14 protein-coding genes are annotated in these 15068 nt (G+C 46.9%); 3 read left to right on the plus strand and 11 right to left on the minus strand.

Translation table 11 applies throughout. The features are described 5' to 3' along the window. Positions 1-812: 812 nt before the first annotated feature. A complete protein-coding gene (gene sigC / locus RID09_RS31205; protein WP_446339786.1) occupies positions 813-2063 on the plus strand; it encodes an RNA polymerase sigma factor SigC in 1251 nt (416 codons plus the stop codon). Between the two features lie 391 nt (positions 2064-2454). After that, entirely contained in the window at positions 2455-3390 is a 936-nt protein-coding gene (locus RID09_RS31210) for a glycosyltransferase family 4 protein (protein WP_446339830.1), read from the plus strand. 95 nt (positions 3391-3485) lie between these two features. On the opposite strand, the gene RID09_RS31215 is transcribed toward RID09_RS31210, so the two are convergent. From RID09_RS31215 to rfbF, 10 genes are all read right to left on the minus strand, one after another. Next, positions 3486-4706, minus strand: a complete 1221-nt coding sequence (locus RID09_RS31215; RefSeq protein WP_446339787.1) for a glycosyltransferase family 2 protein — start codon at positions 4704-4706, stop codon at positions 3486-3488. An 18-nt stretch (positions 4707-4724) separates the two neighbouring features. Next, on the minus strand, positions 4725-5324 hold the full coding sequence (locus RID09_RS31220) for a serine O-acetyltransferase (protein WP_446339788.1): 600 nt from the start codon (positions 5322-5324) through the stop codon (positions 4725-4727). A 316-nt stretch (positions 5325-5640) separates the two neighbouring features. Beyond that, positions 5641-6633: a glycosyltransferase family 2 protein gene (locus RID09_RS31225; protein WP_446339789.1), complete on the minus strand. Its 993-nt coding sequence runs from the start codon at positions 6631-6633 to the stop codon at positions 5641-5643. Positions 6634-7022: 389 nt separating this feature from the next. Then, positions 7023-7928, minus strand: a complete 906-nt coding sequence (locus RID09_RS31230; RefSeq protein ID WP_446339790.1) for a hypothetical protein — start codon at positions 7926-7928, stop codon at positions 7023-7025. Between the two features lie 86 nt (positions 7929-8014). Beyond that, a complete protein-coding gene (locus RID09_RS31235; RefSeq protein ID WP_446339791.1) occupies positions 8015-8971 on the minus strand; it encodes a hypothetical protein in 957 nt (318 codons plus the stop codon). Then, positions 8968-9999, minus strand: a complete 1032-nt coding sequence (locus tag RID09_RS31240) for a glycosyltransferase family A protein (protein ID WP_446339792.1) — start codon at positions 9997-9999, stop codon at positions 8968-8970. The genes RID09_RS31235 and RID09_RS31240 overlap by 4 nt, the downstream gene beginning before the upstream one ends. 2 nt (positions 10000-10001) lie before the next feature. After that, positions 10002-10415, minus strand: coding sequence for a polysaccharide biosynthesis C-terminal domain-containing protein (locus RID09_RS31245; RefSeq protein WP_446339793.1), 414 nt, complete (start codon positions 10413-10415; stop codon positions 10002-10004). Then, positions 10412-11341: an NAD-dependent epimerase/dehydratase family protein gene (locus RID09_RS31250; protein WP_446339794.1), complete on the minus strand. Its 930-nt coding sequence runs from the start codon at positions 11339-11341 to the stop codon at positions 10412-10414. Before RID09_RS31250 ends, RID09_RS31245 begins: the two co-directional genes overlap by 4 nt. Positions 11342-11953: 612 nt before the next feature. Then, positions 11954-12958, minus strand: coding sequence for a GDP-mannose 4,6-dehydratase (locus tag RID09_RS31255; protein WP_446339832.1), 1005 nt, complete (start codon positions 12956-12958; stop codon positions 11954-11956). Next, positions 12958-13749 carry a glucose-1-phosphate cytidylyltransferase gene (gene rfbF, locus RID09_RS31260; RefSeq protein WP_446339795.1) on the minus strand — a complete coding sequence of 264 codons (792 nt, stop codon included), beginning with the start codon at positions 13747-13749 and terminating at the stop codon, positions 12958-12960. Before rfbF ends, RID09_RS31255 begins: the two co-directional genes overlap by 1 nt. A gap of 76 nt (positions 13750-13825) precedes the next feature. Between rfbF and RID09_RS31265 the strand changes: the two genes are divergently transcribed. Continuing rightward, positions 13826-13954: a zinc ribbon domain-containing protein gene (locus RID09_RS31265; RefSeq protein ID WP_446339796.1), complete on the plus strand. Its 129-nt coding sequence runs from the start codon at positions 13826-13828 to the stop codon at positions 13952-13954. A gap of 37 nt (positions 13955-13991) precedes the next feature. On the opposite strand, the gene RID09_RS31270 is transcribed toward RID09_RS31265, so the two are convergent. Beyond that, positions 13992-15032: a glycosyltransferase gene (locus RID09_RS31270; RefSeq protein ID WP_446339797.1), complete on the minus strand. Its 1041-nt coding sequence runs from the start codon at positions 15030-15032 to the stop codon at positions 13992-13994. Positions 15033-15068: the final 36 nt, after the last annotated feature.

Below are 15068 nucleotides of genomic sequence, written 5' to 3' on the forward strand. Positions count from 1 at the left end.
AGCTCGCTGAAGTGTTGAGCCATCCTGCTTTTAGACCATTTCTTCTTGTCACAGATAGGGTCAAAGATAGCAGTTTTATCTGGGGGACGAGCGCCTCCCCCATACCCCCTGCGCAACGCAACGCTAGAATATATCTCATGGCTGTGGTATTTATGTGTCAATAAGGGTGTCAATAAGGCTTCATCTTTGGAGATACTAATGTCGCTCAAAGCCTGATTTTAAAAGGTTTTAGACTGCTTGTCACCCCTTCAGGGAGGGAACTCTAAGGGCTTTGGTTTTTCCCCATAACCGATACCCGACACCCGACAAACGGGTTCAAAATATAAATTGTTACCTACTTCCTATCGCCTGTTCTATACAATGGAATAGAAAGAGATGGAGTTAGCGTTATAACCCCATGCTATCCATCCAGTTTTCGCGGATGATACTCTGGTCAAAAAACGGTTTCCCAAACAAGTCTCAATAATCTTTCTGGAATCCGTCTGATGGGTGATGTAGATTAATACAGCCTTTGACTAAGGTCACTCATTCCCCAAGAGGGTATCGCGTATACTATCTGCTAGAGGAGAAGCCCAGTCATCTAACCTAAGACAGATTTTAAGCCCAAAATGCTGAGAATTCTGTAAAAACGGAAACTGTGGCGATGCGTTAGCAGTAAATCTCAGTAAGGGTTTCCTGGCAAAACAGGTAACCCTTATCGCTGAGAAAAACGAAAAACGCTGTTATCCGGTCATCAAGGGTGGGAATTCTAGTAATAAGTGATGACACACTTCGATCAAGTGTCGTTATCGGTCGTAATCTAAGAGATCACTATGCCAGCCACTCCTTTTACCGACACCGAATTCGACCACGACCAACCTACCTACAGCCTGGATTTGCATGATACCCACGGCGATATAGACAATCCTGTGGATGATTTCGTTGATCCAGATATTGAAGAGGACATCGACACGACTAGCTTTGCTAAAAGTGCCAACCGCCGCACCACCGATTTGGTGCGGCTATATCTTCAAGAAATCGGTCGGGTTCGTTTATTGAGACGAGATGAGGAAGTCTCAGAAGCTCAAAAAGTTCAGCGCTATATGCGACTACTGGACTTGCGCGTCAAGTTCGCCACACCAGAGGAGCCAGTTATTGAGCATTTCGTTCATTTAATCGAAACCCATGACCGTTTAGCCTCTCAGTTAGGACATCGTCCCTCCTTAGAACGCTGGGCGACAACTGCTGGGGTGGATGTGGCTACCCTGAAGCCAAGTCTGGTGGCGGGGAAACGGCGCTGGGCGGATTTAGCGGAACTGACGGTTAAGGAACTGGAACAGGTTCAAGCCCAAGGTTTGCAGGCGAAGGAACACATGATTAAAGCTAACCTGCGCCTGGTGGTGTCGGTGGCGAAGAAGTATCAAAATCGCGGTTTAGAACTGCTAGATTTGATTCAGGAAGGAACCTTAGGATTAGAACGGGCAGTTGAGAAGTTTGATCCGACTAAGGGGTATCGGTTTAGTACCTATGCCTATTGGTGGATTCGTCAGGGAATTACTCGTGCGATCGCGACTCAAAGTCGGACAATTCGCTTACCGGTTCATATTACCGAAAAGCTGAATAAGATTAAGAAAGCCCAGCGGAAGATTTCTCAGGAACGAGGACGTACAGCCACGATTGAGGATATCGCCAAAGAGTTGGAAATGGATGCGCCGCAGGTACGGGAAGTGCTGATGCGAGTTCCGCGATCGGTTTCCTTAGAGATTAAAGTCGGGAAGGAGAAGGATACAGAACTGGGTGATTTACTCGAAACCGAGGAAACCTCCCCAGAAGACGTATTGATGCGTGAGGCTTTACAGCGGGACTTACAGCAACTCCTAGCTGATTTGACTAGTCGCGAACGGGATGTGATTTGTATGCGGTTTGGTTTGGGCGATGGACATCCCTACTCCTTGGCTGAGATTGGGCGGGCGCTGGAACTGTCTCGCGAACGGGTGCGGCAAATTGAGGCTAAGGCGTTGCAGAAGTTACGCCAACCCAAGCGGCGGAATCGGGTGCGGGATTATCTGGAAGCGTTGAGTTAGAGTTCTCTTCTCGGTTAGGTTGTTTAACTCCAGGTTACATGGGTAGTACACTGGCAAGGTTAAAACGTTGGTCAAGTATTTTCGCCAAACCCTTATGAGAGTAGCTATCCAGAAAAATTTTACCCACAATTTTAACCTTGCCGATGTAGTAGGGTGGGCGATGCCCACCCTTTATCCTAACTAATCATCAACAAGTCAGTAGACTTTTATAGCGAATTAGAGTATTGTTTAGTGTATTACTAATCCATCTGAGCCGATTGCTAGGGTAGCGTAGTCAGTTGGTGGATTAATAAAACAGGAATTGAATCAACTATGCGCGTACTAATCCTTGCTGATGATTGCAATCCTGACTGGCCCTCTTTACCCGTAGTCGGTTAGGAAGATTCCTAAGCTGCTGGGCTGCGTGAGACAAGTCCGACACTACCTCAAAGTGTTCAAACCCCATATTGTTCACGTACATGGTCGCGCTCCTTCATTAATGTGCATACTCGCTGGTCGCAAACCTGATTTTTTCACCCTGCACAATTCTATCTTTGTTGATCAGGTAGGAGCATTAGACCTGGGATTCGTTCGTAAATACTTTTCCCCCCTAGCACACCGGATAATCGCACTCAACCCCAAAGCTGTGGAGTATGTCACGACAAAACTCGGCGTTAAACCAAAAGATGTTCAATTCATTACCAATGGTACAGATTGTGATCATTTTCGCCCACCTACTGAAGTAGAACGTGAGGAAGCCCGGATGCGATTTGGCGTAGGTAAAAATGAAATAATGGCTGTATTCCTGGGTAATTTTATTGAACGAAAGCAACCTGATGCGGTCGTGGCATTAGCAGCAGCAGCGCGGGATGTTGGTTTAAAAGCCTTACGGTTTGCTCTGTTTGGAATGGGTTCGCTGAAAGAGGCATTACAAGAACGTATTCACACTTTGGATCTGGAAGATGTATGCCAACTCCATAACTGGGTGGATGATCCACGTTTAGCCTACTGGTCAGCAGACATATTACTCTTACCTAGTCTGGAGGAGGGTTTTGCACTTGTAACAGTTGAGGCATTAGCCTGCGGATGTCCAGTTTTAGGTACTCGTACTGGTGGCTGGGAATTTACAATCCGTGAAGGCATTACAGGTTTTAGCTGCGAGATTGATCGAGACAGTTTTATCACTAAAGGTCTTGAAGTATTGGGAAACCGAGAGACATTACAGCAGATGCGACCTGCTGCACGGGCTTTGGCGGAAGAACAACTAAGTATCCAGCAGCAGATAAAACAGACAACTGATGCTTACTATCGATTTCTGGCTGAAAGAAAAGCTCCAACTCATGACTAACAGGTAAAGAGGTATAGCTGTCGCTATAAAGGTTAGGACAAGTTTAATAGCTAAAACAACCACGTACTAGCAATAAACCTTATAGCTCAAGCTAATCACGACTCAGTGACATCCACTGTATCCCGTTCGGTTTTTAACCAGCGACTCTGAGGCTTGATTAGAAAAGCCGGGTAGAGGGAAACCTTCCAGAGGATGTAAAAGGGAACAGCCAAAAGCGTCCGTCCTGGTATATCTGCACGGCAAAACTTAGCCCAAGAGCCAATAACTGAGATCAGAATCAGTAGTCCTTCTAATGCCAACACAATCCCTGGTATCCAGGATACTCCCAATACTGCCGCTACGAATGCTCCTCCTGTAACTGCTGCCCAGATTAAGAGTAACAGCGAAAGGGGCGGTACAGCCAGTTCTAGGGCGAGGGCGAGTAGATCAAACCGTCTTTGAGAGATAAATTCTTGCAGCAGTCGAGGGACTTCAGTGAACAACATCTCTAAGTGACCATGTTCCCAACGGGCTTTTTGGCTTTTGGCAGCTTTATCTTTCATCAGACGCCCTTGGACATGGGCATCTTGGCAAAATAAGGGCGGATGTCCAGCAATGGCTAAATCCACAGCCAACTGCATATCATCCACTGTTTTACATCCTGCTAAGGATATCTTACTCATCAGCGACCAGGGTAAAGCCATTCCTGAACCCATCAACAAACAAGGTAATCCCAGTCGCGTGAGTCCGACAGGACGAACTAAGTTTTTCACCCGCAGTGATAAGGTTGAGATCAAATCGTTGACTCCAGGATTGTCGGGCTGAGTCATCAGGTAAGTGGCTTGAACCGGGCGTTCTGAAGCCCCTGCTAGTCGGGCGATTTTATCAATTGAACCGGGACTAACTTGGCAATCGGCATCAACGAGTACCAGTACGTCAGGGGGTTCTGTCTTGATGCAGCGTAAGCCGTAATCTAAGGCATATCCTTTACCCCTTAAATCCGGATTTTCTCGTTCAATCGCCGTTGCGCCGACTTGACGCACAACCTCGGCTGTGTTATCAGTGCAGTTATCAGCAATGACGATAAGTCGGTCTGAGTCAGTTAATTGTGGGAGTATTGTCTTCAGAGTGACAGCAATATCAGAGGCTTCATTGTGTGCTGGTATTAAAATGGTAACCTTGGGGCGGGGGGTTGGCGTTTCTTCTGTGTCTTGACGCGGTGGGAAGAACGCCGCCAGACATTCGATAAACAGAGTGGCGATGGGGATAAGCAATGCCAAGGCTATTACAGATAGGATAATTTCCACAATTAGAACTATTGGCTGATTGGTTGACATCACAGGGAAACTCCTATGTTAAGTTGGCTGATAGTCTCCAAGATTGGCATCTGACCTGAGGGGAGTGATAATTTTGGCAGGGACTCCCACTGCAGTTGCACCGGCTGGAACATCACAAAGAACCACTGCATTAGCACCAATATTGGCATTATCTCCAATGGTGACATTGCCAAAGATTTTCGCACCCGCACCGACGTTGACATGAGTTCCCAATTTTGGTGCATCAAAGGGTTGATCCAGGTAACGATTGCCGAGAGTAACACCTTGGCGGATAATACAATCGTCGCCGATCGCACAGTCTCCATGGATGATGATGCCATGCTGATGCTCTATGATAACGCGGCGACCGAGTTGAACCGTGTAAGGTAATTCAATTCCGTAGGTGTTACGAATTTTGCGATAGAATGCCCGGTAAAGGATGCTAAAGGGCGCTCGCAATAGTTTGGGTTGGATTTTCATGCGCCAGACACCAAAGCGCTGAACGGCGATAGCGCGAAATCCGGGTCTTGTCCAATCGCGTCCATGGGCAATCCAGTCTTCTTTGATTTGTTGCCAGAGTCCAAGATTGTTAGGGACTGATTCCTCTATATTAGATTGTATCTCTGGTTGCACGACCATAGTTTTTCTTGTTAACTGGGCGGTTGTAGACGCGGAGCGGCTTCCCGTAGGGTAACCGCAGCTACACAAACTAAACCCGCCTGCGCGGGTTTCCACATCTCTAGTTTGGGAGCATCCCATTTTGGAAACCCTATTCCCCAAAGCAACGATATTTCAATGGTTTCAGCCCTATAAAAAGAGCTAACGCGCAAAATCGGAATGCTCCCTCTAGTTTTTCGGTATTAGTCCGCGTAGGCGGACTTTGTTTGTCTAGCCGCGATTTCCAATCGCCATGGCTAAAGTTGACTTAAACTTAAACACGACAATAGTTTGATCGCTATGATACACCGCCCTTGAAAAATACGCTATTGCGGACAAAATCTGCCAACAGTTGGGGCGGATCATTATCAGCTTTACGTTGAAGCACTCGGCGCAAGCGCCACAGGGCAAAACCTGAAGCCCACGATATATCAGCCAGGGAAGCGTACAGCCAACCGTAGTTTTTGATAAAGTACCGTCGCCGGGAATTAAACCAGTATTGGGGACGGCGTTTGCGGGGGCGTTTGGTGTCGGTGACGCCGGAACTTTGTCCAACGAGGTGGACGACTCGACTTTCAGGGACATACCAGCAACTCCAATCGGCTTTTTTTGCCTGTAGGCAAAAGTCCATTTCTTCGTAGTACATGAAGTAGTCTTCATCAAGTAAGCCCACCTGTTCAAATACTTCACGACGGACAATCATACTAGCACCCGCAACCCAGTCGGTGGGACAGGCTTGTTCGGGAACGGGGGGCCATACCACCCATTTGGTCAATAGTTTCGAGACGACGCCTAGACGGAAACCGCTATCCACTTCACTGAGAACTGTATGAAAGCGAAATGCTGAACATTGGGGGGTGCCATCGGGCTCTTCTAAGCGACTTCCAGCGATTCCTACATCAGGATGGTCATTCATGAAGTCTACCAACGCTTTTATGGCATTGGGACGTGCGATCGTGTCTGGGTTAAGGAGTAGGATGTAGGGAGGGGGATTAGTTGAATCAAGGGCTGGACGAATGGCTGCGTTGTTGCCAAAAGCGTAGCCGCCGTTGTGGTCTAATGGCATAACCGATGCCCAGTCACTCCAACCTTCGGTTTCTATGGCGGTGCTGATTTGTTCGACTGACCCGTCGCCAGAGGCGTTGTCGGTCACAACAACGCGAGTACCGGGTAGGGATTGGACTTCATCGACTATGGAGTGGAGGCAATCGATAGTCATGCTGGGAGTGCGGTAGTTAAGAATAACTACTAACACCGGGTAAGGGGAATTGGGTTCAGTGATATTAGACATGAGGATAGACTCGCGATCGCGCAACAGGTATAATTTTCATTCAGGAAACAGCCTTGAGCCTTTGTGAAATGGGTAAAGAAATACCGACGTTGGCGCTGGTGCTTAATCGCTCACCAAACGTACTGAGTCGGTCGTCCTACGAGTGGTCTAATGGGTGATTGATGCAGCCACTGCTCATACCCTATGGCAATGGGTCTAGTTAACAATTCGCGCCACAGCGAGGCTATTTTGCCATTTTCCACCATTGCCGTATACAGCTTTCGATAGGATTAGGGTGCATCTCATACCCAATCCGGGTTTACTACCCCCTTTATAGTCTAGTCCGTGTAGGCGGACGTTGTTTGTGTAGCTGCGACTTTCAGTCGCCAGAGTCCCTTTGAGAAAGAATATTATCCTACAATGGGAGTTGAATAAAATAACTGACCATCGGGTCGCCCTAAGTATTCTTGAGCTACCTTTCGATTAGACTCTTCAAATTCCTTGAGGAGATCAATTCGCTCTTGAGTTGTCATCAATTCATTACTGAGCAAAAAATTAGGTAAACTTGCTATTAGTCGGGACAGGTTAGTATCGGGAATTAAATAAGTATAGTAGAGTCCAGTCATTTTCTTTTTTGAAATAGACATTTGACCAATAGCAATACCACTCAAAAATCGAATTACTTTTATTGTTCTTAGGGTTGGAGAAATGTTTATTGACTGGGCTTTTTTCAAGTCTAAACCATCGGAGTTTATATGTATGGATTTCAAGAAATCATTGAATAACCCATTAGATAACTGATCTTTCTCATACACCCTGACAATTAGGTTTTCCTTACCAAAGGCTTGTTTCCAAGGTTCTAGTCTTTGATAATAATCAGCATAATATTTATTATCTAAAATATGTTGATTTAGGCTATCCCAATGGTGAGCTGTTTTTACAGCTTGACAGTATAAGGATATCAAATAATTATCCTGTCTTCTTAGGTAAACTATTATCTTGGTTTCGTAATTTGACAGATAATCTTTCAACTTAGGAATTAGTCCAGAGTCTAATCTAAAAAAATCTTCTGAGCTAATGACAATATTATTAGATTCCTGAGACCTTATTTCCTGGAGCAGCGCTTCCCATTTTTCCGCGTTGAGACCATAATCTTTATCATTATCATTTTTTTGAATGAGTTTGTGGTGACTACCTTTCGATAAAGGCAAGAATAAACCCTTACTGAGAAGTTGTTCTCGGTTGTTTAATAATAACTTTTGTATAGCACTTGTTCCTGTTTTATGCGTACCAATGTGAAGATAAACTGTAGTCATGGTGAACAATTAATTAAGAATATTGGATTATGATTTTAACCTTGGACTCAAGTTAACTAGCTGTAGAGTTGTTCAAGCAGCTAAATTTAAATTTCAGCCTTATTGGCAACATTTTCTTGTTTTATCTTCAGGATTTCTGTTTCAACAACCCCTAAGAAGTTTTGCCCCCAAGTGTGAGAGTCTTGGCGGACGCTGAGAATATTCTGCTGTAGACTATCATAGCTTTCGAGCAACTCTTGCTGAGCTTGCAGGAACGAATCCACCGATAAATCCTTAAGCTGAACAAAACATCCCGGAAATCGTCGTTCGGCTGTGGTGACATCGCCCAAGTAAATCGCGGGAATTCCGGCGATGATACTATCCGCTAGTGTTTTGGTGACGTAGCCAGGACAAAGTGCTTCCTCCGCCACAAGGGAGTAGGGATATTTTCTTAGTGTCTCTATTTTGTTTTGTGGTAAAGTCCCAGTAACTTCGACTAAATCTATATGTCCAGCCGTTGCCAATTCTCGATAAAGGGAATTTATTTGGGGTATTAGTCCCCTTTTGTCCTGTTTAGCATGGCTCAACGCCACGCCTCGCGCCGAACTCTTAGTTAAACGGGAAGAGCCTACATCGGCTTCCCAAACTTTTTTTTCTAGGACTGATTTATCGTAGAAAAAGGGCATATCATAGTGTAAAATGTGAGGAGCTTGGAAGGAGCGATTCCAGGTTAAGACAGCGACCCAGCCTTTGCTGGAAAGAGTCTCCAAGTTATATCCCCCATCAAGATGAGATTGATTGGATATGAGCAGGCAAGGGAGTTGTTCGGGTAGGGAAAGACAGTCTTTATACAAGGTTTTGTCTATATTCCAAAATACAGCTATATCGGCTTGCTCTAAGGCAATTGGCTGGCGAGTTATTACGACGTGAAACCCTAAGCCTGACAATCGGGATTTTAATTGGTGGAGGGGGGATAATCCTGTTTGAGCATCGGGGTTGGTTTCCCCCTGGAATTCTAAGTCCTCTTGACTCGATAAAGAACCAACGGTAAAGACTATCTTCATGGAGATAATCTCCTTCTTATTCTAGAAACGATTTGATTGAAAACGCCGGAGAAGACTTGGGGCGCATAAAGCCCTAAATAGCCTATCGTTTTTAGGCGACCCGGACAATTCTGCCAAGTTAAGCTAGCTAGCACCAGGCGCAGGATGTGCCAACCAGCTGGGAGAAAATGAGGAATAAGTTGACATTGGCTCCAAATTCGATATACCTTTTCCACAGCACGAGAGATTAATAGAGGCTCTGAACTGTGGAAGGCTTGGATCAAATAATAGCTCACATTGTCTGTCACCGTACTGAGTCTAACCAGAGCGCCTTGTTGACTCACTTGTCCTGGATGTCTCCTAATCCTAACGCTGGGTTGTAAGCTTTGCTGTAATCGGTTGATTCCGGGGTGGGCGGCGACAAAGTCATCCAATCGCCAGCCTGTGGAAAACATCTTCATCATGGGCTGGCAGGTTCTTAGGCTAGATGTTGATGTAATTAGACCCGATAATTGGATGAAAAAGCGACTGTGCATATCCATCAGGATATAGTCGGGCGGCTGCATTCCTTGGGGAAACGTTGATAGATGTTGGGTTACGATTGAATAGCACTCAGTGGTTTCATACCATTCATGAGACCCGACGATTGAGATATGCTGATTGCCATGATTCCGTAACAGTTCCAGGGCTTCTACTAATCCCGCTTCCAGCAGCCAATCATCAGCACATAAGAAAAAAATATAATCGGTGTCAACGTGGTCAATCAGGGAGACAAGATGGGCGGTGATGGTGGGGAGGAGTTGGGGTTGAACGATGACCTCCACATTATCCGGTTTATCGGCTTCAACCACCTGCAAGTCTTGCTGTTGTAACTCACTATAATTAAAACTAACCAGGATGCGATCAAATTTATGGGCTAAGGGGGTGACACTTTGCCAGCACTCTTGCCAGTACGCACCACCCTTATACACAGGAATCAGCAGTGTCACTGTGGGCTGAATGCCGATGGCGGGTTGGGTTGGATGTTTAATGTCAAGCTGAGTGGTCATGCTTATGAGTTGAACGAATAGGGGATGGTGTCGGCGGGGTCGTATAATTCATCCGAGTAGGCGACTAACAGCATCGGCTCATGGCTATCTGGGGGATTACAAAAGATATGGGCAACACCGGGCGGAACCACGAGGGTGACGGGTTCAGTGGCGGTTAAGGTCATGTCCCGTTGTTCATGGGTGGAGGTATCGGCTAAACTGACCAGGGCGCTACCTTGAACCACGGTAAACCATTCATGGGCTTTGATGTGGTAATGACCGCCCCGGTTTTGACCGGGTACAGCTAGAGTGAGGTAAACTTCGCCGGTGTGATGGGGGAGTCCCTGTTCTTTGCCATCTATGACTTTGAGGAACCAACCTCGGTCGTCACTTCTCAATGTTCTGGGGATTAAGTTAACCTTGTCTAGTTTATTCACAGTTGTTCCTCTACCATTTCCGCTAGTCCCTGTTGGAGTGAGGTTGTGGGCAACCAATTGAGATGGTTTTGAAGTTTGCTGATATCTGCAGTATAGTTCATCAGTTCATTGGGTCGGTAGGGTTTAGCCCCAAATCGTAGATCAGCGGTGATATGATGGCGGCTGAGTTCATTGGCAATTGCTTGGATAAAATCCCGCAGAGTAATGGCTTGACCAGACGCCACATTTAATACCCGGAGTTGCTGATTATCCGGGGGAATCGTTAATGCCCGCCAAAAGGCTTGGGCGACATCTTTGACATAAGTATAATCGCGAAGTTGTTCGCCCGGGGTGATTTCTACGGGTTGACCCCGTTGGGCTTGAGCGATGATATAAGGGGTGAGGCGGGGTTCTTTTTCCCCAAGACCATAGATACTAAATAGTCGCAGGATGGTAATCGGTAACTGAGTGGCGTAGAGTTGGGCGAGGAGGGTTGAGGCGGCTTTGGATACGCCATAGGCGGAGGGGGGGGCGATGAGATCAGTTTCTTTGAGGGGGCGATTTTGCGGGGCGTATTCAAATCCTGACCCCGCGATGACGATTGATGGCTGTAAGTTGAGAGATGTGACGGTTTCTAGCAAGACGGCTAAACCGACGGTGTTGACCCGGAGTAAATCGGGGGGTTTACCAGTACCATAGGCTACACCGCCAGCGGCTAAATGGAGGATACCATCAGGGCGAATATTGGTAATAATTTCGGCGATGCAGTTGTCGTCGGTCAAATTGCCTGTCCAGGAGGTGAGTCCCGGTTTGTCGATTGAGTGACGGGATAGAGTGTGAATGTCCACGCCAGCCGCTTGACCTAGTTCGACAACATGGCGACCAATGAAACCGCTGGCGCCCGTGATTAATACGCGACGGTCTTTTAGTTGATTCAGGTAACTCATGACCGTTATTATATCCGAACATACGGCACGCCAGCCAGTAGGTGTCACACTCGTTCCCCGGCTCCGCCTGGGAATGCCCTTGGGGAGGCTCTGCCTCCTGTAGTCGCGGCTCTAGCTGCTCAGAGGAAACTTGAAATAGATTTGACCATTGAATCGGGCGCAAGTAAAGATCTGCATCTGTTGTCAACTTAAGCGGAAAACCCCTCACCCCCAGCCCCTCTCCCACGCCGGGGAGAGGGGAGCAAGAAAGGTGTTATCCCTCTTCTGTCATTCTGGGAAAAGTAAAATCATTGCCAACTGATGAAAGTCAAACCCCATGGACAATAGAGCGATCGCAAACTAATAGAAACCCATGTCTTAAGCCTCTAGAGTGAAAGTCGCTCTGTGTAAGGCTTCCAGAGTTTGCTCTGGCGAGAGTGACAAAAGAGCGATATATTGCAGGCGTAGCCACCTACATTCATTTTTCATCCTTGATTGTTCCAATTCCCCTTCTCCCTTGATGGGAGAAGGGGTTAGGGGATGAGGGTGAAATGCTTGCCAGTCGTGCTTTTTACCTTAAGTTGACACCAATGCACGTCTGTGCGCCCCTACAATGTTTCGCCGCTACTGTTATCAACGAGTGACAGAGGATGTCAGTTCCAGATGGGGCATTAAAAACGCCCGATACCAATCAATGGTTTCTTTTAAGGCTTCATCAAGGGAGTATTGAGGCTCCCAGTTTAACAATTGTCGTGCCTTTTGCGCCGAAAGATATTGATGGATAATTTCATTCTTGACTTGGTTGAGAATCAATGGCTCTAGATCCTTTCTATCCATAAGCCGTATAATCTTCTCAACCAGTTCTAGCACCGTAATTTGCAGTTCATTACTAAAATTGAACGCTTCTCCCCAAATCTCTTGGCGTTCCATCTGTTCGGCGAGATGGAGATAGGCTAATACCCCATCCTTCACATAAAAATAATCCCGAATATAGCTACCATCACTGCGAATAATCGGGCGTTCTCCCCGTAAAATTGAGCGAATCGTGCCAGGGACAATCCGGTTAAAATTGAGATCACCCCCACCGTAAAAGTTACCGCAGCGGGTGACACAGACGGGTAAGTTGTAGCTGACGAAGTAGGTGCGGCAAATTAAATCAGCACAACTTTTGGACACATCGTAGGGATGCTCTCCCTGGAGGGGGGTGGTTTCGTCATAGGGTAAAATCTCTTGGTCGCCGTAGGCTTTATCACTGGAGGCGACAACGATACGACTAACTCCCCCAACTCGGCGACAGGCTTCTAGGAGGTTCCAAGTCCCCTTGATATTGGCTTCAAAGGTGCCTAGAGGTTCCCGGTTGGCGACGCCGACGATGGTTTGGGCGGCTAAATGGAAGACGGTATCGATTTCGTACTCACTCAGGGTTCGTTCTAAGGTGGCGATATCTTCCACCCGCCCATAGACGGTGACAATTTTTTGGGATAACCCTTCTGTAAATAGGCGAGACTGGGGCACCCAATCTCGCACTAAACCGACAACGTTTGCCCCTCGATTGACCAATTCCTGTGTCATCCAGCTTCCCAGGAGTCCAGTACAGCCGGTGACGAAAACAGAACGGTCTTGCCAAAATGAGTCCATTACCATACTTTCCACAGGGCTTCGCCAGAATTATACAGTTTATTCAATAGTTCGAGTTCGCGATAGGTATCCATACATTGCCAGAAGCTATCATGTTTGTAGACGGCGAGTTCTCCCTTGGCGGCTAAGGCTTTTAAGGGGTCTGACTCAAATATGGTCTCGTCTCCCTCAATTAAATCTAACACCTGGCGGTGCATGACAAAATAGCCACCGTTAATCCAACCGGCACTGGTTTGCGGTTTTTCCTGGAAGAACGTGACTAGGTTATTTTCGATACTCATTTCCCCAAATCGGGAGGCGGGGTGAACGACGGTCATTGTGGCTAGTTTGCCGTGGCTGCGATGGAAGTCGAGTAGGTCTTTTATGTTAACATTACATACACCATCACCGTAAGTCGCCATGAATAGGTCACTACCGATTTGATCCAGGTAGGGGGCGAGGCGTTTTAGGCGTCCGCCAGTCATGGTTTCTTGTCCGGTGTCGATTAACCAAATCCGCCAGTTTTCTTCGGGATGACTGGAGTTGAGTCGGGTGACTCGCTTGTTGCCTAATTCTAGCATCACGTCGTTGTGATTCCAGTCATAGTTGAAGAAGTATTCGCGGATTAGGTTGCCTTTATAGCCCAAACAGAGGAGGAAGTCAGTGAAGCCATAGTGGGCGTAGGTTTTCATGATATGCCAGATCATCGGGCGATCGCCGACCATGACCATGGGTTTGGGTCGAAATTCAGTTTCTTCTTTGAGGCGGGTGCCTTTGCCACCACATAGGATGGCGATGGGGATAGTGTTCATTAGTATTCAGTCCTCCCTTTTTAATCAAATTATAAGCGGCTAAGTTATTAAGGACACTACCGAAGCCGGAAGTTTATTGCGTTGCTGGCTTGAGTATTTTGGCAAAGTATTCGGTGTAGCGACGGTTGCTGTTAAACCCCACTATACCTGCCAAAATTGCTTGAATTGCGGTCGTGTTGTGAAAAAAGCACTTAAACGAAAATAGTCTCCAATGTATAAGAATTGAATTAAATGTTTCTGTTTCAACTATTGCGGATACTGACCCAAAAACGTTGTTTTTCACGCTTGTGCTTAATCGCCCTCCCCATAAACTTAATAGGTCGTCCAATTAGTTTCTGAATTGGAGATTGGCTCAGCCAGCGATTATAACCTTCTGCAATCGAACCTGCCAACAAATCACGCCAGAGCAAAGCGATGCGATCTGGTGTAAAGTCCTTAGCCCGTCGAAAACCGTTTTCTACCATTGCTGCATACAACTCTGGCTCATCCCGCAAACGCTTTAGTGCCGCGATCGCATCCTGGGGACTCCTTACCTCAATATAGTCCAGTTCCGATTGCCGCAGGTGTTCAAAGGCGGGTTCTGGACCGAGTAAGGCGGGACACCCAGCGAACCAAGCGTTAATCAATTTACTCGCTGGCTTAATCGATAAATCATACTCCGTACAGTTTCGGACTGCCAACACTACGTCGGCTTGACGATAATCTGTCCAAACCCTATGCCCCCCTTGGGATAAGTCTGTGCTAAGGGATAAGGTCATTCCCAGGGATTGCAGTTGCTGCAAAAATTCTGGACTCTGAAAGGGTTGGGCAAAATAGATACTCCTACCTTTGTAAACAATGGTTTCAACTTTGCTGCCTCGGCAGCGATCGCGGGGTTTGAGTGCCACTTGGGGCCAGAATGGTATAAAGTGGTCGGTCGAATCAATCACGTTTAAGCGATTCTGAACGATCCGTTGCTCGCAGATTTCCGGTCTACCTCGGTCATGTTGGCAGGCGACAACATAGCTGTGGAAGGGATAGTCCCTGAGTCCTAGATGATCATAACTGGTGACACAGATCTGACCCGGAATATAGCGAGGAACTAGGTGTACGTTCAAGCCGCGTCGTTTTAGCTGGACGTAGGTTTGCACCGACCAGGAATCATTACCATCTCGGAATCGGTCGATGATTTGTTCTACGGGGGGTGGGTGAGGGCTTTCCATGACATCCTGCCACACTTGGATGTTCTTGCTAATGAAGTACACCGGGTAGGGTAGTGGCTTTTGGGTTGATAATTCTTGCATAAGATAGTGTTTTAGTCAAGTTTAGCAATTCAGTAC

Source organism: Coleofasciculus sp. G1-WW12-02 (assembly GCF_040219735.1).
GTDB lineage: Bacteria > Cyanobacteriota > Cyanobacteriia > Cyanobacteriales > Coleofasciculaceae > Coleofasciculus.

Excerpts from the sequence above, each read along its gene's own strand:
- sigC (WP_446339786.1), top strand. The coding sequence starts at position 813 with ATGCCAGCCACTCCTTTTACCGACACCGAATTCGACCACGACCAACCT.
- RID09_RS31215 (WP_446339787.1), bottom strand. The coding sequence starts at position 4,706 with ATGTCAACCAATCAGCCAATAGTTCTAATTGTGGAAATTATCCTATCT.
- RID09_RS31220 (WP_446339788.1), bottom strand. The coding sequence starts at position 5,324 with ATGGTCGTGCAACCAGAGATACAATCTAATATAGAGGAATCAGTCCCT.
- RID09_RS31225 (WP_446339789.1), bottom strand. The coding sequence starts at position 6,633 with ATGTCTAATATCACTGAACCCAATTCCCCTTACCCGGTGTTAGTAGTT.
- RID09_RS31230 (WP_446339790.1), bottom strand. The coding sequence starts at position 7,928 with ATGACTACAGTTTATCTTCACATTGGTACGCATAAAACAGGAACAAGT.
- RID09_RS31235 (WP_446339791.1), bottom strand. The coding sequence starts at position 8,971 with ATGAAGATAGTCTTTACCGTTGGTTCTTTATCGAGTCAAGAGGACTTA.
- RID09_RS31240 (WP_446339792.1), bottom strand. The coding sequence starts at position 9,999 with ATGACCACTCAGCTTGACATTAAACATCCAACCCAACCCGCCATCGGC.
- RID09_RS31250 (WP_446339794.1), bottom strand. The coding sequence starts at position 11,341 with ATGAGTTACCTGAATCAACTAAAAGACCGTCGCGTATTAATCACGGGC.
- RID09_RS31255 (WP_446339832.1), bottom strand. The coding sequence starts at position 12,958 with ATGGACTCATTTTGGCAAGACCGTTCTGTTTTCGTCACCGGCTGTACT.
- rfbF (WP_446339795.1), bottom strand. The coding sequence starts at position 13,749 with ATGAACACTATCCCCATCGCCATCCTATGTGGTGGCAAAGGCACCCGC.
- RID09_RS31270 (WP_446339797.1), bottom strand. The coding sequence starts at position 15,032 with ATGCAAGAATTATCAACCCAAAAGCCACTACCCTACCCGGTGTACTTC.